Genomic DNA, 18051 nt, shown 5'->3' on the forward strand with positions numbered 1-18051 from the left:
AATATAAAGAATTTGTATATTTGCACCTCGATTTTAAGCAACAAGAATTTAAAGTTATATATAATGTCAAGAGTTTGTGAACTTACAGGAAAGAAGGCAATGGTTGGAAACAACGTGTCTCATGCATTAAACAGAACTAAACGCAAATTTAATGCGAATTTAGTAAAGAAACGTTTTTACATTCCAGAGGAAGATAAGTGGGTAACTTTAAAAGTTTCTACATCTGCTTTAAAAACTATTAATAAAATAGGTATTTCTGCAGCAATCAAAGAAGCAAAATCTAAAGGATTTTTAAAATAATAGCTGTATTAATAAGTAAAAGACATGGCAAAGAAAGGTAATAGAATACAAGTAATTTTAGAATGTACAGAGCATAAAGAGTCTGGTCAACCAGGGACTTCACGTTACATTACTACAAAAAATAAAAAGAATACGCCAGATAGAATGGAGATTAAAAAATTTAATCCTATCCTTAAACGTATGACAGTTCATAAAGAAATTAAATAATATAGATCATGGCAAAGAAATCAGTAGCATCATTACAAACAGGATCTAAAAGATTAACAAAAGCAATAAAAATGGTTAAATCTCCAAAAACAGGAGCTTACATGTTTGTTGAATCTATCATGAATCCAGAACAAGTTGAAGGTTTTTTAAGTAAAAACTAAAACAAATCTTATCAAGATATTATAAGCTGCTTTCTTTACTGAAAGCAGCTTTTTTATTTTTATATTTGAATGTTTTCTGCCATAATAGCAGTAAAAAATTGTGGTAAGAAATTTGACAACAATATTTGTGTTCACGAAAAGAGTTTTTGTTTTTTAGAAGTCGATTTTAATTATGAAAACTTAATAAATGAATAGCACACAAATAAATAACATAATATTAAATGAGTCTTTTTAAAAAAATATTTTCTTCAGAAAAAAAAGAAACCTTAGATAAAGGATTAGAAAAAACAAAAAGTAGTTTTTTTGGTAAATTAAGTAAAGCTGTTGCAGGGAAATCTAAAGTAGATGATGAAGTTTTAGATAATCTGGAAGAGGTTTTAGTTTCAAGTGATGTTGGAGTAAATACAACGCTTAAAATTATTGAGCGTATTGAAGAACGTGTTTCAAAAGATAAATATTTAGGAACAGAGGAGTTAAATCAAATTCTCCGTGAAGAAATAGCAGGCTTATTAAGTGAAACTAATTCTGGCGAGGATATTGAGTTTTCTGTCCCTAAAGATAAAAAACCTTATGTAATTATGGTAGTTGGTGTAAATGGTGTTGGTAAAACAACAACGATTGGTAAACTAGCCTATCAATTTAAAAAACAAGGATTAAAAGTAGTTTTAGGAGCGGCTGATACATTTAGAGCAGCTGCAATAGACCAATTGCAAGTTTGGGCAGATAGAGTAGACGTACCATTAATAAAACAATCTATGGGTAGTGATCCTGCCTCAGTGGCATTTGATACCTTGGAAAGTGCCGTAACTCAAAATGCAGATGTTGTTATTATTGATACTGCTGGCCGATTGCATAATAAGGTAAATTTAATGAACGAACTTACTAAGGTAAAACGTGTGATGCAAAAAGTTGTTGATAATACACCAAATGATGTATTATTGGTTTTAGATGGCTCAACAGGACAAAATGCTTTTGAGCAAGCAAAACAGTTTACAGCAGCTACAGAGGTAACATCATTAGCAGTTACAAAACTTGATGGAACAGCAAAAGGTGGTGTTGTAATAGGTATATCAGATCAATTTAAAATTCCTGTAAAGTATATTGGTGTTGGAGAAGGTATAGAAGATTTACAGGTTTTTAATAAATTTGAGTTTGTAGATTCATTTTTTAAATAATCATGTCTTTCAATATTTATCATAACTTTCAAATTAAAACAGCTCCCAAAGAAGTTTTTAATGCCATATCTCAGCCAAAACATCTTGATAATTGGTGGACATTAAAGTCTTCAGGAAAACCAGAATTAAATTCTGAATACAACTTGAATTTTACTGATACTTATAACTGGTTCTGCAAAGTTTCAAAAGTAAAAGAAAATGAATCTTTTTATTTAAAAATGACAGATTCCGATAAAGATTGGAACCCTACAACTTTTGGCTTTGATTTAGAACCAAATATAAATGGGGCTATGGTTAAATTTAGTCATATTAATTGGCCAGAAAATAATGATCATTTTAAACATTCATCTTTTTGTTGGGCAATGCTTTTAAGTGGACTCAAAAATTATTTAGAAAAAAGCATTGTTATTCCTTTTAAAGATAGAAACTAATTTGTCAAAATAATAATTTATAGAATATGAAGATTACTGCTAGAAAACTAAACACTTTTACTATTTTTAAACTGCCATCTGCTTATTTCTGTGGTGTTAGAACCAAGCATATTGATAATGATAAGTGTATAGTAACCGTAAAACATAAATGGATAAATCAAAATCCATTTAAATCTATGTTTTGGGCGGTGCAAGGTATGGCAGCAGAGTTTTCTACAGGCGCTTTAATGATTGGTAAGATTCAAGAATCTGGTAAACGTATTTCTATGTTAGTGACTACAAATAATGCTACTTTCACCAAAAAGGCGACAGGGAGAATTACTTTTACTTGTAATGATGGTAATCTTATTGACGAAGCTATTAAAAAAACTATAGCAACCGGTGAAGGACAAACCATTTGGATGAAATCTGAAGGAGTTAATGAAGATGGCATAGTCGTTTCTACTTTTAATTTTGAATGGAGTGTTAAAATAAAATCCTAACAAATTTGTTTATTGATGTAACAAACCATTAAGAAAATCAACTTATAAATAAATCAATAAAAAACATACAAAATGACAGCACACGAAATTGATTATAGAATCTACGGCGAAGAAATGCAATACGTAGAAATTGAACTCGATCCTCAAGAAGGTGTTATAGCTGAAGCTGGTAGTTTTATGATGATGGATGATGGTATAAAAATGGAAACTATTTTTGGTGATGGCTCTCAAAATGATTCTAGTTTTTTAGGTAAAATATTAGGAGCAGGAAAGCGTATTCTTACTGGTGAAAGTTTGTTTATGACAGCTTTTTATAATAATGTAATAGGCAAGCGTAATGTGTCTTTTGCATCACCTTACCCTGGGAAGATTATTCCAATTGATTTAACAGAATTTGGAGGTAAATTTATTTGTCAAAAAGATGCTTTTCTTTGTGCAGCAAAAGGGGTAAGCGTTGGTATAGAGTTTTCTAAAAAATTAGGGCGAGGGCTTTTTGGAGGAGAAGGTTTTATTATGCAAAAGTTAGAAGGCGATGGTATGGCATTTGTTCACGCAGGAGGTACTATGGCAAAGAAAGAGTTATTAGCAGGTGAAACTTTAAGAGTCGATACAGGTTGTATTGTAGGTTTTGACCAAACAGTAGACTATGATATTGAATTTATAGGAGGTATTAAAAATACCGTTTTTGGTGGAGAAGGCTTATTCTTTGCTAAATTACAAGGTCCAGGAACTGTATATGTGCAATCATTACCATTTAGTAGGTTAGCAGGACGAGTATTAGCATCTGCACCCCAAGGTGGTGGTAAAAATAAGGGAGAAGGCAGTATTTTAGGAGGTTTAGGAGACTTGTTAGATGGTGATAACAGATTTTAAATGTTAATTTTATATTTAAATAAAAAAAAATTATAAATTTTTAGTAAATTAGAGACATAATTTTAAATTTACACACTATAAAACAAATCTACTATTTTATATTACAAACCAAAACCCTAAAAAATTATGGCAAGAGCAATGCTGGAGTATACCAAAACTATACTTAATAAAGTTAGTTTTGATACGACGTTGTTTTGTAGAGAAGTACAAAAGGCAGTACAAAGATTACTACCTTACGAAATTGAAGAGCTTAAAATTTTTATTAATTCTCTTATTCAGCAAAATCCTGAATTGAATCAATGTTTAATTTATTTAAAACCATAAAAAAAAGCGACTATTTAGTCGCTTTTTTTTATTCTATTTTTTTGGTAATGGACTAATAATTTTTACATCTTGAAAAGCAATAGCACCTCTTATAATGCCAGATATAACATCTTGTAGGGTTTCTATAATTTGCATTTTTAATTCGCTTTTATGGTAAATTATACTTACTTCTCTTGCCGGTGAAGGTTCATTAAAGTAATGTAGGTTTTCTTTTTCAGCCTCATTAATATCTAAAGTATGTAAATAGGGTAGTAGTGTCATACCTAAACCTTCGTTAGATAGTTTTATAAGTGTCTCAATACTTCCACTTTCTATTTGAAATTTATCATCAGAATGATTTTTGAATGCTTTACATAAATTTAGTACGCCATCACGAAAACAATGGCCGTCTTCAAGAAGTAGCATATCATCAATATCTAAATCAGAAACATCTATTTTTTTATTGGTATATAATCTATGTCCCTTTGGAATATAACTTACAAAAGGTTCGAAAAAAAGCACGCGTTCTTTTATACTTTCATCTTCTAAAGGTGTTGCAGCAATGGCAGCATCTAAATGTCCGTCTTTAATTCGTGTTATAATTTCTTCAGTAGTTAATTCTTCTATTTTAAGTTTAACTTTTGGGTGTTTTTTTATAAAGGTTTTTAAAAACATAGGTAATAAAGTAGGCATAACAGTTGGGATAATACCTAATTTAAATTCACCACCTATAAACCCTTTTTGTTGGTCTACAATGTCTTGAATTCTGTAAGATTCATTTACAATATTTCTAGCTTGATTTACTATTTTTCTGCCAACATCAGTTAGTTCTATAGGTTTTTTACTTCTGTCAAAAATTTGAACATCTAATTGATCTTCAAGTTTTTGTATTTGCATACTTAATGTAGGTTGTGTTACAAAACATTTTTCAGCAGCTTTAGTGAAATTTTGGTTTTCGGCAACAGCTAAAACATAATATAATTGAGTTATGGTCATTATTATAAATTTAGGCTATAAAAATATAAAAACTATCAATAAAATTTATGGAATGAACTGTTAATTATAATTTAAATTTGTAATGAATAATAAAAATACATATAAAATGAAACTTAATAGTTTAGGATTAGATACAAAAAAGACGAAGGATTTAGCAGATGATTTGAATCAATTGCTAGCTAATTTTCAAATATACTATCAAAATTTAAGAGGTATTCACTGGAATATTAAAGGAAAACGTTTCTTTGATTTACATGTGAAATTTGAAGAGTTATATACAGATGCTAATATGAAAGTAGATTTAATAGCAGAGCGTATTTTAACATTAGGCGAAACACCATTACATACCTTTGAAGATTATACAGCAAAAGGTTCTGTGCCTGTTGGAAAAAATATATCACAAGATGAAAAAGCAGTGACATTAATTGTAGATTCATTAACCCAACTTTTAAAAATTGAAAGACAAATTTTAGATAAGTCTGATGATGCAAATGATGAAGGAACAAACTCAATGATGAGTGATTTTATTACCGAACAAGAAAAAACAGTTTGGATGATGAAAGCTTGGTTAAGTTAAACCATTTAACTTTTAAGCCTGATTAATAGCTGAAAAAGCGACCACTATTGGTCGCTTTTTTTATTCGATATAGTGTGCGTTTAGATTTTAATTATGTTTTTTTTTACCTATTATTTAAAATAAAATCAAAAACTTAGCCTTCTATTTTTTTTATGAAATCATTTTTATAACTATGTCCTATAGGAATCCATTTTCCATTTATAATAATTCTATTTCTTTGAACAGAATGTATATCTTTTATTGATACAATGAATGATTTGTGAACACGAATAAAATTGTTCTGTCCTAATTTTTCTTCAAACTTTTTTAAGCTATTTAAAGTCAAAATAGGTTTTTCATTATCAGTATAAATTTTAATATAATCTTTAAGACCTTCAACATATTTTATTTCATTTAAGTTGATTTTTAAGTTTTCGTATTCCGATTTAACAAAAATATATTGTGGGTCAATAGAAGTCTTTTCAATTTGTGTATAATTAGTTTCTTCTTTTTTGTTTATAACACTTAAAGCTCTAGTTGATGCTTTTAAAAATCGATGAAAAGGTATTGGTTTTACAAGATAATCTATAGCATTAAGGTTAAACCCTTCTACGGCGTAATGTGAATATGCTGTGGTAAATATAAAATGTGGTTTATGGTCTAAAGATTTTATAATATCTATACCAGAAAAATTAGGCATTTCAATATCAGTAAAAATTAAATCAATCTTGTTTTTGTGTAAAACATTTGTAGCTTCAAAGCCATTAGAACATGAAGCTATTAAGTTTAAAAAAGTTATTTTAGAAATAAAATCTTCCAGTAATTCTAATGCTAGAGGCTCATCATCAATTATAATACACGTAATCATTGCTTTTTTAGTTTAAGAGTTAGATTTACTTCATAAGATTGTTTTTGGTTTTTTATATTTAATGTGTGATTATTATTATATAATAATTGTAATCTATTTTTTATGTTTTCTAAACCTATTCCAGAATTTTCACTTTTAGTAGATTGTTGCGATGAAACAATGTTATATACATATAAATTCAATAATTCATTTTGAATGGTTATTTTAATAATAATGCTTGTATTTCCTTTAAAATCAGTTCCATATTTAAATGCATTTTCTATAAATGAGATAAGTAATAAAGGTTCAATATTATAGTTTAAGTTTCCATGAATATTAATTTTCACACCGCTAGAATCTTTTAGTCTAAGCAATTGTAACGATATATAATTCTTTATATAATCGATTTCTTTTTGCAATGGTACCAACTCTCTATTGGCTTCATAAATCATATATCGCATTAAATCTGATAGTATAACAATAGCATTTGTAGTTTCTTTAGACTGTTTATTTGCTAATGAATAAATACTGTTTAGCGAGTTAAATAAAAAATGAGGATTAAGTTGAGCTTTTAAAAATGATAATTCTGAATTTACTTTTTGAGATTCTATTAATACACGTTGTTTCTCTGTTCTATACCACTCAATACCTAATTTTATACTTGTACTTAAAGCAAATATTAAAAGTAATAATCCACCAGAAGGAAAAAAACCTTTGAAGTTAAACCAAAAAAAAGAATGTTTTTTTGGAGGAATTAAATGTTGAAGAGAAAGCTTTGGAAAATCTTGGAAATTATTGGGGTTTGGAAAAATTGGTTTAGGAATTATTTCTTCTATGATATACATGAAAAAAAAACTATAGGCTATTAATACAACAAGAAAAAGAGAGATTTTTTTTTTAAATAAAAGGTTAGGAACAAATAGACAATAATTTAAATAAAAGGCTACTATTAAAATTAACGACCTTATAATGAAGTCAGTAGGAATGAGCCCGATTTTTAAATAGATTTGAGTAGAACTTGTTACTAAAAAAATTAGCCATATAAGAATATGGATAATTATTGGAGGTATATTTTTAAAGTTGCTCAAAGTTAGATTTTAGTCAAAATTACAGTTGTTAAGTCTTAATTTTATGCCAATGAATTGTTATACTTTTTATAAAAAAAAAACAAGGCTGAACAAAATTTAGTTTTCTCTATTGAGAGTTATTATGTTCAACCTTATTTTAACAAAACCAATTCAAAATCAATTAATCATCTTCGTTTTCTAACTCATTAGGTCTAAACTCCCAAATATCATCAAAATAGTAATTACTACTCCTACCCATTAAAACAAATGCTTTGGATGCAAAAGAAAAAGAAGAAGCATCTTGTCGTGCAGCTCCTTCAAAGTATGGAACTTCTTCCCAAGTATCTGTAGAAGGCGTATACTCCCAACAGGCATTAGTTAAAGATCCTCTTATACCAGTTGCGAAGTATCCTTTTCCTTCTATTGTAAAACCAACAGTATCGGTATAATAAACAATATTGTCATCGTCATCATCTAAGTCGGTTAATCGGTTCCATGTTGTACCATCAAACGAGTAAAAATCGTATTCTATAGAGCCGTTACGAATTCCTGTGCCTATATATGCCACATCATTTATAATAAATACTGAAGCATTTTGACGTTTTTGTCCACCAAAGCCAATAACTTGTTCCCAAGTGTTATTTGTTGCATCATATTTCCAAAAATCTTTTTGCTCACTTCCATCATATCCAGTACCAACATAGCCGTAACCATTTACAGAAAAACCGATAGCTCCATATCTAGCAGTACCACCAAAATCAGTTTTTTGAGTCCATTGGTTTGTGTCAGGATCATATTCCCAAAAATCCTTTAATTCATCATCACCATCATAGCCAGTTCCTAAATATCCTTTGCCATTTATAGAAAAACCTACTGCACCACTACGCGCCGTTCCAGGGAAATCGGCTTTTTTTACCCAATAGTCTTCCTCAGAATTATATTCCCAGGTATCAGATAAATAATCATCACCATCATATCCGGTAACCAAATACCCTTTTGTGCCTATTGTAAAACTTACGGCATTTCCTCTTGAGTCTCCATCAAACGATGAACTTTCTACCCAGTTTCCGTATTCATCAGAATCATCATCAGATCCATTACACCCAATTACTGATATAGATATTATAATTATTAAAAATAAAATGCTGCCTTTTTTCATTAAATTCATTTTTATTACTTGTTTATATTTAATTATTTACTGTTATAGTTTGACTTATTGTAAATCCATCATTTAAATTTCCAGTTACTATTCCCATTTCATTATCTATACTATCTGAAAAAACATTGTCGTTTGAGTTTGATGTATTTGCTTGCCCATGACTTGCATATAAGCTTGATGAATAAACTGAACCTGAAATATCTTCTGGAAATGCAATTTGTGTTATAAGTAATGAAGTTTTATTACTATTTAGTATTTCTACATGTATATGAGGAGCTCTACCGTTATACCATCCTGGATAAATTGAAATAAATGATGCTTGCCCATTTGTGTCTGTTGTTTGTCTTCCTCTTAAAAAATGGACATCAGTATAATTTGTAGTTTGCATTTGTATGCCGCCATATTCTGAGTAATTCCCATCTTTATCACAATGCCAAACATCAACTAACACATCATTTAGTGTTTCGCAATCTTTATTCTGAATAGTTAAATTAATTAATAATGGAACGCCTTGTCTATCTGAAATAATATTTTCTCTAACTAAATCTGAAGGTGTTTTTATAGGAAATGGGCCTTTGGTTTCAGATGGTGTAATTTCACATAATCCAGATTCATTTTCTATGTCATTACTATTATTGGTGTCATTATTACAAGAAACAAGAGTAGGAATTGTGAAAAAAGTTCCAATACTAAAAACACTTTTCTTTAAAAAATCTTTGCGCTTCATAATTTCATAATTAAATACTTCACAAATTTATAAGCAAACAAATATTAAAACATTACAAAATAGACGAACACATACTATTTATCTATTTTATAGTGAATTATATCTATGAAGTATTCAAAATATTGATTTTTAATTAATTAACATATTTTTAGCATTCTTGTCGATAAAAAAATGGTGTTAGTATATTTTGTGATATGAATAGTTTTATACCTCAATATTTTTGCTTTTTAAAAAAGTGAAAATGAGACTATTTGTAATTTGTAGTATAAGCGTGTTTTTTCTGTTTTCTTGTTCTGATGAAGTTCAAAATTATCCTGTTGGTAGCGATTTTATTGAAAATAATATTAGTATAAAAATAATTGATACTTTCTCAATTAAAGCAGGGACTTTTAAGTTAGATTCTTTAATTACATCTAGCACTAATCGTATTTTAATAGGTAGTATTAATGATGATAACTTTGGCCATTTAATAGCTCAATCTTATTTTCAAGTTCGAAATTCAGATTTTTCAATAAATACAAATGCGGTATACGATTCTATAGGGTTAGTGTTAAATTATGATAAGTATTATTATGGAGATACTACTCAAGTCCAAACATACAAAGTACATCGTTTGCTTGAGTTTTTTGAACCCGAGGAAGGTGACGAATTTTATAATACTTCTAAATTAAAATATGATCAAGAATCTCTTGGTGAACTTTCCTTTATTCCCCGACCAAATAAAACAACAGATTCTTTATATATTCCTTTAAGACATGTGCTTGGAGAAGAAATTTTTAATAAAATTAGAAATAATGATATTAATAATACAGACGATTTTATTCAATATTTTAAAGGAATAACAATTATTCCTGATACATTATCTAGCAGCAATATTTTAGGATTTGATTTTAAAACAAGCTCAAATTTAATAGATAATTCTAGTATGAGATTATTTTTTACTGAGGATATTGATGATAGTAGTGAAGGAAATAATCAAGTAATAGATTTCTATGTTTCTTCATCTAGTAAACAATTTAATAGTATTCAAACCAATTTAAATAATACATTAATTAACAACTTTACCGATAACGAAACAATTATTCCAAGTAGTGAATCGAATAATTTAATTTTTGCTCAAGCAGGAACAGGAATTTCAGCAAGAATAGAAATACCAACATTAAAAGATTTAAATAAAATCTCAGAGCAAAGTTCAACTTTAAAAGCCGAATTAACCTTTAGCCCTTTAAATAATAGTTATGATGATACAAAACCTTTAATGGATTCATTGGCAGTATATGTTGTTGATCATAAAAACAGGATTATAAATCAACTTACAGATATAAATTCTAATGTATGTTATGCCATTCTAAATCAAAATGATGATGAGTTTAATGAAAACACATTTTATCGTATCGATATGAGCGGTTTTGTTGAGACTATTTTAAGCTCAACCTACGATTTAAACTATGCTTTAATGATACAGTTTATAGATTATGATAAAACAGTAAATAGTGTTGTGATTGAAAGCTTTGATGAAAAAAACAATAATATTAAACTTAGTGTAACATATTTAAACTACTAAATTAATTTTAAATGAATAAAAAAAAACTATTGCTATTTTTTATAGTAATTACACAATTTTCTTTTGCACAAAATGATACTAGTACACCATACTCTTTGTTTGGTTTGGGAGTTGAAAATAAAACGGCAACAGGTGGTTTAACAGGGTTAGGAAATACAGGAATAGCACAAAACAATGCAGAAGAAATAAACATATATAATCCAGCAAATCTAGGAAACATTCAACAAAAATCTTTTTTATATGAATTTGGAATAAATGGTATGTACTCTACATTAAAAACAGATAAAATAAGCGAAAACACAAACGATTATAATATCTCACATATAGCAATGGCATTTCCAATAAAGAAAAACTTTGGTATGAGTTTAGGGCTTTTGCCTTACACTAAAGTTGGGTACGATATTGATATAGAAAACACTATTGAAGGTTCTACACAAGAGTATTTGTCAAGAATAACAGGCTCTGGAGGATTAAATAGCTTCTATTGGGCAAGTGGTTTTAAAATTAAAGAGAAGTTATCTTTAGGATTAGATATATCCTACCTTTTTGGATCTATAAATCAAGAAACACAAATATATTACGAATCGTTAGTATCTATTACAGATGTTAATTATTACAAAGGATTTAAATTTAAAGCAGGTTTACAGTATAGTTTAATTAAAAAGGAAAATAAAGAATTTACTCTTGGAGCTATAATCGAGTTACCAACAAGTTTAATTGGAGATCAAACAAGAAATTCGTACAAAGAGTCTAGTAGTGGTGTTCAATTAATAATTGATGAAGAAATTGAAAATGAACTTGATAATTTTGAGCTTCCTTTTTTGTTTGGTTTTGGAATTACTACGATGCTAAATAAATCTATAACTACAAGTTTTGATTATAAAAAACTGAATTGGAATGATACAAACCAGTTTCAGAATAATGAGCGTTATACAAATCAAAGTATTTATGCCTTTGGTTTAGAATATTTGCCCACAAGAAATAGTAAGTACTGGGACAATGTTAAATACAGGTTTGGAATGAACTATAACACAGGTTTTTTAAGTATTTCTGACCAAAAAATTGATAGTTATTTTGCTTCAGTAGGATTAGGTATGCCATTATCTGATAAAGCAAAACTAAATATTGCCTATTCTTATGGAAGAGAAGGAACAATAGGCAATAGTTTAGTACAGGAAAATTTTCATAAATTAACTATAAACCTAAGCTTTATTGGCGATTGGTTTAATAAAGGTAAGTATTATTAATATTTTATAATCTTATGTTTTATTATTTAAAAGGCGAGCTAGATTAAAATATAATTTTCATTTCTAAATCTTCTTTTAAATCAAATTTAGCTGATGCAAATTGAGGTGGGCCAAAAGTAGCAGGATTATTAGACATGCCGTATGATTCTTTTGGCATACCGTTATCTTCAAAATCCATTCTATTATTATCATTTTCATCATGTAAAGCCATAATAGCATAAGTTCCTGCTTCAATATTTTTAAAAGTAACTTTTATTTTACCATCTACTATGTCGCTTTTTTCCATTTGAATACCTTGGCCTTTCATAAATGTATCTTCAGTATGAAGCGATAATATAACGTGACCGTTATTATTAGTAATATTTTCAATAGTAATAGTAATGGTTTTTTCGTTTTTTTCTTCTTGGGCATTGCTAAATGTTACTGATAATACTAATGCGATAATTAATGATAGTGTCTTCATGATGTATGGTTTTATTTGTTTAACAGTTTAAATATCTAACACTAATTGACGATTAAATAATTGTTATTACCCAATTGTAGAAATTAATTGATGAATTGTGGTTTTTAAGTAAAAACCCTAAAGTAATCCTCTAGATTTAATTTCAAGATATTTGTTTATGGTATCTATGGTAAGATTTTCTGGAGTTGTGAGAATAGAATAGATGCCATATTTTTTTAGTTCACTAACTATTAATCGCTTTTCATAAGCAAATTTTTCGGCAATTACTTTATCATAAATATGTTGCACAGTTTCTGCCTTATTTTTAATTAAATCATTTAACTCTGTGTTTTTAAAGAAAATAACAACTAATAAATGACTTTTTGCAATGGCTTTTAAATAAGGAATTTGTCTTTCTAAACCATCTAAAGTTTCAAAGTTCGTGTACATTAAAATTAGACTTCTTTGGGTAATATGCCTTTTAATATTACTGTATAACTTGCTAAAATCACTTTCAAAAAAATCAGTTTTAACATTATATAGAGATTCTAAAATAAGTTGCATTTGCGAACTTCGTCTTTCGGCAACAACAATATTTTCAATACGTTTTGAAAATGAAAGCATACCAGCTTTATCATGCTTTTTTAAAACCACATTACTTATAACCAAGGTTGCATTTATGGCATAATCTAAAAGGCTTAAACTATTAAAAGGCATTTTCATAATTCTACCTTTATCAATAATAGAATAGACTGGTTGTGATTTTTCATCTTGAAATTGATTAACCATTAATTGGTTTTTCTTAGCTGTTGCTTTCCAATTTATGGTGCGTAAATCATCACCTATAACATAATCTTTAATTTGTTCAAACTCCATAGAATGTCCAAGACGGCGTACTTTTTTAAGTCCGTATTCTAATGAATTTTGATTAATATTTAAAAGTTCAAACTTTTTTAATTGTTTAAAACTTGGGTAAGTTGGCACCATAGTTCCAGGATCAAAAGTGAAACGTTTTGCAACTATTTTTAAGACAGAAGAAGCGTAAACGTTTAAGCTTCCAAAATAATATTCACCACGTTCGGTTGGTTTTAAATGGTACTGAATGGTTTTAGATTTCCGTGATAGAATACTATCTTTTAATTTAAAATCTCTGACTTGGAATTGCACAGGAATTTCATCAATAATTTCTAAATGAATAGTAATGGGGTAATTATTATTAATGTTTAATTCTATTAAGTTTTTATCACCATTTGATAATTTATCAGGCAAGATTCTCGAAGCTATAATCTTGTTACTTCCAATAAAAATAATGAGAAAGTCTAAAACAAATAGAAGAATAAGGACTAGAATAGAAAGTTGTGCAATATTAAATAAAACAGGAATGAAATAACTTAAAGCAAACAAAACCACAATGCCAATACCAGCATAGAAAAATCGAGGTTGTATGTAAAATGGTTTAAAGAATTTCAAAATTTTGTTAATTGTTTTGTTTTCTGATTACTGTGACTTAAAACTGGCAACTTACCTAGGTATTTCAACCGTTTCAATTATTTGTTTAATAATTTGTTTACTGGTAATACCTTCCATTTCGCGTTCTGGTGTTACAATAACCCTATGATGTAATACTGGAATAGCAGCACGTTTAATATCTTCTGGAGTTACAAAATCACGTCCAGTCATTGCAGCGAAAGCTTTACTTGCTTTTAAAATAGCAATGGAAGCTCTTGGTGATGCACCTAAATATAAAAAGGGATTACTACGAGTAGCCACAATTAGTTGCGCAATATATTTAAGCAAATGTTCTTCAACTAAAACTTGGCTAACTAATTGCTGATATTCTGAGATTTGCTTAGCAGTTAAAAACGATGCTACTTCTTCTATTTTCACTTTTTCTTTTAATTGATGCTCTCTGGATATAATTTCTATTTCTTCATCTAAATTAGGGTAGTCAACATCAATTTTAAATAAAAAACGGTCTAATTGGGCTTCAGGTAATCTATAAGTACCTTCTTGTTCTATTGGATTTTGTGTTGCTAAAACCATAAAAGGAGAGTCTAATAGATACTTGTTTCCGTCAATGGTAATTTGTTGTTCTTCCATAACTTCAAACAAAGCAGCTTGCGTTTTTGCTGGTGCTCTGTTTATTTCGTCTATTAAAATCATATTCGAAAAAATAGGACCTTTTTTAAATTCGAATTCAGAGTCTTTTAAATTAAAAACTGAAGTTCCTAAAATATCACTTGGCATTAAATCTGGAGTAAATTGAATTCTACTAAATCCAACGCTTAAAGATTTGGCTAATAGTTTTGCTGTAATGGTTTTTGCAACTCCAGGTACACCTTCAATTAAAGAATGCCCTTTAGCTAAAAGCGATGCAATAAGCATATCTACCATATCTTTTTGACCAACAATAACTTTACCAACCTCTTGTTTTATTTTATTAACACTTTGTTGAAGCTCAGATAAATCCAAACGATTTTTAAATTGTAAATCTTCTGAATTTTTTAGTGAACTATCATCAATTGATGGTACAACATTTTCAGGTTTTGGAATAAACGCTTGATGGTCTTGTGGTTCTTTATTTTCCTCCATAATTATTTTGAATAAAATGCTTCAATATGTCTGTTTAGTTTTACTAAGTTTTCCTCAAAAAACTCATTTTTACTCCTTAACCAATTTATATAATCAATAAGCTTTTTAATATCTTCTTTTTTCTTTCCGGTTTTAGATGCGAGTTTTTCTATGAATTCATCATTTAAAACCGAAGTATCTAAATTATAATCAGTTCTTATTTTTTCTAAAAAATACGTTATTTTTTTATTTATTAAGTTTTTATGATCTTGAGTTTCGAAATATAAATTAGAAACTGTTTTAACAAAAGCTACGGTTGTGTTTTGCAAAGGTTTTATGATTTTTATGATACGTTGTCTGCGTTTTGCATTAAAAATCATGAATAAAATACCAAAAATAACGGCTGTATACCATGCCCACTTAAAAGATAATTGCTCTAAAAACCAACTTAGGTTCGATTCCTTTTCTGCCTCACCATTATAACCTGTTTGTATTTTGGTATAAGAATCAAAATACACATTGTTTTCTGGCAAATAGGAAATAATGCCTTCTACATATTTATATCTATCATCTTTTAAAAGGTTGTAATTTGTAAAGGCTTTAGGCTCTAAATGGAGATAAATATTACCGCTACCAAAAGGGACTTGAATAAAATTAGCGTGTTTATAATCAATTTTAGAATGCCCTAATACTTTGTAATTTATAGAGTCAAAACGAGCAAAATAATTATCGCCAGTATTTTTGTCTATAATAATATCTTCTGTGTTACTATATTTTAAAGATTGATGTGAAATACTGTCTTTTTCATTTAAAACATAATCAATATCTATGTCTAGAGTATCATGAAGTTTTTGAGAAAAGAAGTAATCTGAAATAAACAACGTATTACCAGCATCAACAAAATTTAAGAGTTCATCAATAGAATCGTCTTCCAAATAGTCAGAATTACCAATAATAACAAAGGTTGCTTCAGCAACATGATCGCCATAACCATTTTCAACGTTAGCACTTAAATAACTTGCAGGTTGATGGTATACTGTTCTAATTTTTTGATTTTTAAAAAGTTTTGGTAATTCTTTATAAAATATACTAACACCGTAAGGTTTATTGCTTTTTTCATCAAAAGATTCTTCCCAATCTACAGTTTTAGTTTGCTTGATGCCAATTGCCATAGCTGCAGCAACTATTAAAGCAATAATTATAATGATTAGAGGTAGCGCTTTCTTCATTTTTTTATCTGATTTAATAGCGTTACAAAATCATTTTTTGCCTTGTTGTATTGCTCTATATCAACAGGGAATTCACCATACCAGATGTAATTATATAGGTACGATGTGTATGCAAATTTATCACTAAAAGATGCTGTGTTTATTTCGTTTAAATATTCACTATTTGTTTTGTCATCTTCAAATTTTATATAGTTTTTTATACTTAAATTCTTTAAAACGAGTAGGTAGTAATATCGAATGGCAAGCCTGAAATTATTATCTTTTTCGGCATTAGTTATTAATGTAGTAATGTCTGTATTTTCAATATTTTCGGCAGTTATTTCCTCAAAATTATTGAGTCTTGTGCTTTGTCTTGATGAAAATAATCCAGAACCACCTTCGTTAAATAAAATATATGCTAAATAAATAACAGCTAAGGCAATGGCTAAATAAAATAACCAACTTAAAGGGCCAAAGTCTATTGAGAAATCATCAGAATTGTTACGTTCTTTTCTACGGTCTTTAGCATTTTTATAATCTTCATATTCACCAGATCCAGATGGCGTTTCGCTTACTGTTTTTTTACCTTCATAATTATATTTATCACTAGAATAATGCTCTTTAAAATTATCATCAAATTGTCTTATTTGTTGAGGTTCTTGCGATGTATTTGTGCAAAAAATTAGCTGATAATTGCAAACCATTAAAACCCATAAAAAGTAAATATGTAGTTGGTTTGTTTTCAAATATTAGACAGATTTAAATGTGGATTTTGAGTAATTTCTTTCTGAATTTTATATGGATAAATTAAATAATAGTAGCTAATAATACTTAAGGTAATTAGAATAATTCCAACCGATAACCAATGTGGCATAATATTAGAATAGCGCGTTATAAAACCTTCTAAAAAACCGGCTGACAAAGTAAAGGGAAAAGTGCTTATTAAAATTTTAATTCCCGTTTTAGCACCTATTTTAAAGGATGTATATCTAGAGTGTGTTGCAGGAAATAAAATACTTGCTCCAAGAATTAAACCGGCTGCAGCTTCTATAACTATAGCAAATATTTCCATAGAACCATGAATCCAAATACCACGAACGCTTTCCCAAAATACACCTTTCTCATAAAAGAAATATTGAAAAGAGCCTAACATAATGCAGTTTTTAAACATAATGTAAATCGTACCTATTCCTAAAAAAACACCTAATACAAAAGCAATAATACCAACTCTTAAATTATTAATGGTAATACCAATAAAACTTCCCCAATTACTACCGCTTTTATAAACGGCAACAGGATCACCTTTTTCAATATTTTCTAACGACATGTTTACATAATTATTTCCTAAAATAGAGCGCACAAATTCACCATCATTTGCTGCTGAAATAACACCTATAGATGTGAATACAAAAAATATAATAAAGGCTATGTATATGAATTTTCGATATTGGTAACAAATTAAAGGGACTTCAGTTTTCCAAAAACCAACAATTCTATTAGTGTCTTCACGTTTGGTTTTATAAATTTTTTGAAAAGCTTTAGCAGCTAATTGGTTTAAATAGATAATAACCTTGCTTTTAGGATAGTAGGTTTGTGCGTAGGCTAAATCGTTTATTAAATGAATGTATTGAGAAGCAAGCTCATCAGGATCTTTAAAGTCATTATTAAAGACAGCTTTTTCAAAACTTAACCATTTTTCTTTATTTTGCTTGATGAATGAAACTTCCCTCATATA

At 28.5% G+C, this 18051-nt stretch carries 22 protein-coding genes; 11 read left to right on the forward strand and 11 right to left on the reverse strand.

Annotated elements, in window-relative coordinates; genetic code table 11:
* The first annotated feature begins 63 nt into the window (after positions 1 to 63).
* The 8 genes from rpmB (at position 64) to BT151_RS14240 (ending at position 3953) form a co-directional block, all read left to right on the forward strand.
* Entirely contained in the window at positions 64 to 300 is a 237-nt protein-coding gene (gene rpmB, locus BT151_RS14205; RefSeq protein WP_072402996.1) for a 50S ribosomal protein L28, read from the forward strand.
* A gap of 24 nt (positions 301 to 324) precedes the next feature.
* The gene (gene rpmG / locus BT151_RS14210; protein WP_007648529.1) at positions 325 to 507 is read left to right on the forward strand and encodes a 50S ribosomal protein L33; all 183 of its coding nucleotides are present in this window, start codon (positions 325 to 327) and stop codon (positions 505 to 507) included.
* An 8-nt stretch (positions 508 to 515) separates the two neighbouring features.
* Positions 516 to 668 carry a DUF4295 domain-containing protein gene (locus tag BT151_RS14215; RefSeq protein WP_072402997.1) on the forward strand — a complete coding sequence of 51 codons (153 nt, stop codon included), beginning with the start codon at positions 516 to 518 and terminating at the stop codon, positions 666 to 668.
* Between the two features lie 221 nt (positions 669 to 889).
* Complete coding sequence (gene ftsY / locus BT151_RS14220; RefSeq protein WP_072402998.1) at positions 890 to 1843, forward strand: signal recognition particle-docking protein FtsY; 954 nt, start codon at positions 890 to 892, stop codon at positions 1841 to 1843.
* Between the two features lie 2 nt (positions 1844 to 1845).
* Positions 1846 to 2274 carry an SRPBCC family protein gene (locus BT151_RS14225; protein WP_072402999.1) on the forward strand — a complete coding sequence of 143 codons (429 nt, stop codon included), beginning with the start codon at positions 1846 to 1848 and terminating at the stop codon, positions 2272 to 2274.
* A 26-nt stretch (positions 2275 to 2300) separates the two neighbouring features.
* Complete coding sequence (locus BT151_RS14230; protein ID WP_072403000.1) at positions 2301 to 2756, forward strand: DUF4442 domain-containing protein; 456 nt, start codon at positions 2301 to 2303, stop codon at positions 2754 to 2756.
* Between the two features lie 72 nt (positions 2757 to 2828).
* Positions 2829 to 3629 (forward strand): TIGR00266 family protein, encoded by an 801-nt coding sequence (locus BT151_RS14235; RefSeq protein WP_072403001.1) that lies wholly within the window; start codon positions 2829 to 2831, stop codon positions 3627 to 3629.
* Between the two features lie 126 nt (positions 3630 to 3755).
* Positions 3756 to 3953: a hypothetical protein gene (locus BT151_RS14240; protein ID WP_072403002.1), complete on the forward strand. Its 198-nt coding sequence runs from the start codon at positions 3756 to 3758 to the stop codon at positions 3951 to 3953.
* Positions 3954 to 3986: 33 nt separating this feature from the next.
* Here the strand turns inward: BT151_RS14240 and BT151_RS14245 are convergent, their stop codons facing one another.
* Positions 3987 to 4928, reverse strand: coding sequence for a LysR substrate-binding domain-containing protein (locus BT151_RS14245; RefSeq protein WP_072403003.1), 942 nt, complete (start codon positions 4926 to 4928; stop codon positions 3987 to 3989).
* Between the two features lie 106 nt (positions 4929 to 5034).
* On the opposite strand from BT151_RS14245, the gene BT151_RS14250 reads away from it, so the two are divergent.
* The gene (locus tag BT151_RS14250) at positions 5035 to 5505 is read left to right on the forward strand and encodes a Dps family protein (protein WP_072403004.1); all 471 of its coding nucleotides are present in this window, start codon (positions 5035 to 5037) and stop codon (positions 5503 to 5505) included.
* Positions 5506 to 5638: 133 nt separating this feature from the next.
* On the opposite strand, the gene BT151_RS14255 is transcribed toward BT151_RS14250, so the two are convergent.
* The 4 genes from BT151_RS14255 to BT151_RS14270 all read right to left on the reverse strand — a co-directional run bounded on the left by BT151_RS14255 (position 5639) and on the right by BT151_RS14270 (position 9284).
* Positions 5639 to 6352 (reverse strand): LytR/AlgR family response regulator transcription factor, encoded by a 714-nt coding sequence (locus BT151_RS14255; RefSeq protein WP_317041248.1) that lies wholly within the window; start codon positions 6350 to 6352, stop codon positions 5639 to 5641.
* Positions 6349 to 7176, reverse strand: a complete 828-nt coding sequence (locus BT151_RS14260; protein WP_084647977.1) for a sensor histidine kinase — start codon at positions 7174 to 7176, stop codon at positions 6349 to 6351. Before BT151_RS14260 ends, BT151_RS14255 begins: the two co-directional genes overlap by 4 nt.
* A gap of 403 nt (positions 7177 to 7579) precedes the next feature.
* Positions 7580 to 8557, reverse strand: coding sequence for a Kelch repeat-containing protein (locus BT151_RS14265; RefSeq protein WP_245794855.1), 978 nt, complete (start codon positions 8555 to 8557; stop codon positions 7580 to 7582).
* Positions 8558 to 8585: 28 nt separating this feature from the next.
* The gene (locus BT151_RS14270; protein WP_072403007.1) at positions 8586 to 9284 is read right to left on the reverse strand and encodes a dioxygenase family protein; all 699 of its coding nucleotides are present in this window, start codon (positions 9282 to 9284) and stop codon (positions 8586 to 8588) included.
* A gap of 241 nt (positions 9285 to 9525) precedes the next feature.
* Here BT151_RS14270 and BT151_RS14275 point away from each other — a divergent pair, with 241 nt between their 5' ends.
* Together BT151_RS14275 and BT151_RS14280 are read left to right on the forward strand one after the other, a co-directional pair.
* The gene (locus BT151_RS14275) at positions 9526 to 10848 is read left to right on the forward strand and encodes a DUF4270 family protein (RefSeq protein ID WP_072403008.1); all 1323 of its coding nucleotides are present in this window, start codon (positions 9526 to 9528) and stop codon (positions 10846 to 10848) included.
* Positions 10849 to 10859: 11 nt separating this feature from the next.
* Entirely contained in the window at positions 10860 to 12095 is a 1236-nt protein-coding gene (locus BT151_RS14280; RefSeq protein ID WP_072403009.1) for a BamG family beta-barrel-assembly machinery protein, read from the forward strand.
* Between the two features lie 43 nt (positions 12096 to 12138).
* Here BT151_RS14280 and BT151_RS14285 read toward each other — a convergent pair whose 3' ends face one another.
* The 6 genes from BT151_RS14285 to BT151_RS14310 form a co-directional block, all read right to left on the reverse strand.
* Positions 12139 to 12558, reverse strand: coding sequence for a DUF2141 domain-containing protein (locus BT151_RS14285; protein WP_072403010.1), 420 nt, complete (start codon positions 12556 to 12558; stop codon positions 12139 to 12141).
* 117 nt (positions 12559 to 12675) lie between these two features.
* Positions 12676 to 14007, reverse strand: coding sequence for a DUF58 domain-containing protein (locus tag BT151_RS14290; protein ID WP_072403011.1), 1332 nt, complete (start codon positions 14005 to 14007; stop codon positions 12676 to 12678).
* Between the two features lie 51 nt (positions 14008 to 14058).
* Positions 14059 to 15129: an AAA family ATPase gene (locus BT151_RS14295; protein ID WP_084647978.1), complete on the reverse strand. Its 1071-nt coding sequence runs from the start codon at positions 15127 to 15129 to the stop codon at positions 14059 to 14061.
* 2 nt (positions 15130 to 15131) lie between these two features.
* Positions 15132 to 16337 carry a DUF4350 domain-containing protein gene (locus BT151_RS14300; protein ID WP_072403012.1) on the reverse strand — a complete coding sequence of 402 codons (1206 nt, stop codon included), beginning with the start codon at positions 16335 to 16337 and terminating at the stop codon, positions 15132 to 15134.
* Positions 16334 to 17062, reverse strand: a complete 729-nt coding sequence (locus tag BT151_RS14305) for a hypothetical protein (RefSeq protein WP_143144318.1) — start codon at positions 17060 to 17062, stop codon at positions 16334 to 16336. The genes BT151_RS14300 and BT151_RS14305 overlap by 4 nt, the downstream gene beginning before the upstream one ends.
* On the reverse strand, positions 17059 to 18048 hold the full coding sequence (locus BT151_RS14310) for a stage II sporulation protein M (RefSeq protein ID WP_072403014.1): 990 nt from the start codon (positions 18046 to 18048) through the stop codon (positions 17059 to 17061). Before BT151_RS14310 ends, BT151_RS14305 begins: the two co-directional genes overlap by 4 nt.
* Between the last annotated feature and the right edge of the window lie 3 nt (positions 18049 to 18051).

The organism is Flaviramulus basaltis, assembly GCF_900114265.1.
In the GTDB taxonomy this organism is placed as follows: domain Bacteria; phylum Bacteroidota; class Bacteroidia; order Flavobacteriales; family Flavobacteriaceae; genus Flaviramulus; species Flaviramulus basaltis.

What these genes read in the sequence shown, in the direction of transcription:
- rpmB (WP_072402996.1), top strand. Translation starts at nt 64, where the DNA reads ATGTCAAGAGTTTGTGAACTTACAGGAAAGAAGGCAATGGTTGGAAAC.
- rpmG (WP_007648529.1), top strand. Translation starts at nt 325, where the DNA reads ATGGCAAAGAAAGGTAATAGAATACAAGTAATTTTAGAATGTACAGAG.
- BT151_RS14215 (WP_072402997.1), top strand. Translation starts at nt 516, where the DNA reads ATGGCAAAGAAATCAGTAGCATCATTACAAACAGGATCTAAAAGATTA.
- ftsY (WP_072402998.1), top strand. Translation starts at nt 890, where the DNA reads ATGAGTCTTTTTAAAAAAATATTTTCTTCAGAAAAAAAAGAAACCTTA.
- BT151_RS14225 (WP_072402999.1), top strand. Translation starts at nt 1,846, where the DNA reads ATGTCTTTCAATATTTATCATAACTTTCAAATTAAAACAGCTCCCAAA.
- BT151_RS14230 (WP_072403000.1), top strand. Translation starts at nt 2,301, where the DNA reads ATGAAGATTACTGCTAGAAAACTAAACACTTTTACTATTTTTAAACTG.
- BT151_RS14235 (WP_072403001.1), top strand. Translation starts at nt 2,829, where the DNA reads ATGACAGCACACGAAATTGATTATAGAATCTACGGCGAAGAAATGCAA.
- BT151_RS14240 (WP_072403002.1), top strand. Translation starts at nt 3,756, where the DNA reads ATGGCAAGAGCAATGCTGGAGTATACCAAAACTATACTTAATAAAGTT.
- BT151_RS14245 (WP_072403003.1), bottom strand. Translation starts at nt 4,928, where the DNA reads ATGACCATAACTCAATTATATTATGTTTTAGCTGTTGCCGAAAACCAA.
- BT151_RS14250 (WP_072403004.1), top strand. Translation starts at nt 5,035, where the DNA reads ATGAAACTTAATAGTTTAGGATTAGATACAAAAAAGACGAAGGATTTA.
- BT151_RS14255 (WP_317041248.1), bottom strand. Translation starts at nt 6,352, where the DNA reads ATGATTACGTGTATTATAATTGATGATGAGCCTCTAGCATTAGAATTA.
- BT151_RS14260 (WP_084647977.1), bottom strand. Translation starts at nt 7,176, where the DNA reads ATGTATATCATAGAAGAAATAATTCCTAAACCAATTTTTCCAAACCCC.
- BT151_RS14265 (WP_245794855.1), bottom strand. Translation starts at nt 8,557, where the DNA reads ATGAAAAAAGGCAGCATTTTATTTTTAATAATTATAATATCTATATCA.
- BT151_RS14270 (WP_072403007.1), bottom strand. Translation starts at nt 9,284, where the DNA reads ATGAAGCGCAAAGATTTTTTAAAGAAAAGTGTTTTTAGTATTGGAACT.
- BT151_RS14275 (WP_072403008.1), top strand. Translation starts at nt 9,526, where the DNA reads ATGAGACTATTTGTAATTTGTAGTATAAGCGTGTTTTTTCTGTTTTCT.
- BT151_RS14280 (WP_072403009.1), top strand. Translation starts at nt 10,860, where the DNA reads ATGAATAAAAAAAAACTATTGCTATTTTTTATAGTAATTACACAATTT.
- BT151_RS14285 (WP_072403010.1), bottom strand. Translation starts at nt 12,558, where the DNA reads ATGAAGACACTATCATTAATTATCGCATTAGTATTATCAGTAACATTT.
- BT151_RS14295 (WP_084647978.1), bottom strand. Translation starts at nt 15,129, where the DNA reads ATGGAGGAAAATAAAGAACCACAAGACCATCAAGCGTTTATTCCAAAA.
- BT151_RS14300 (WP_072403012.1), bottom strand. Translation starts at nt 16,337, where the DNA reads ATGAAGAAAGCGCTACCTCTAATCATTATAATTATTGCTTTAATAGTT.
- BT151_RS14310 (WP_072403014.1), bottom strand. Translation starts at nt 18,048, where the DNA reads ATGAGGGAAGTTTCATTCATCAAGCAAAATAAAGAAAAATGGTTAAGT.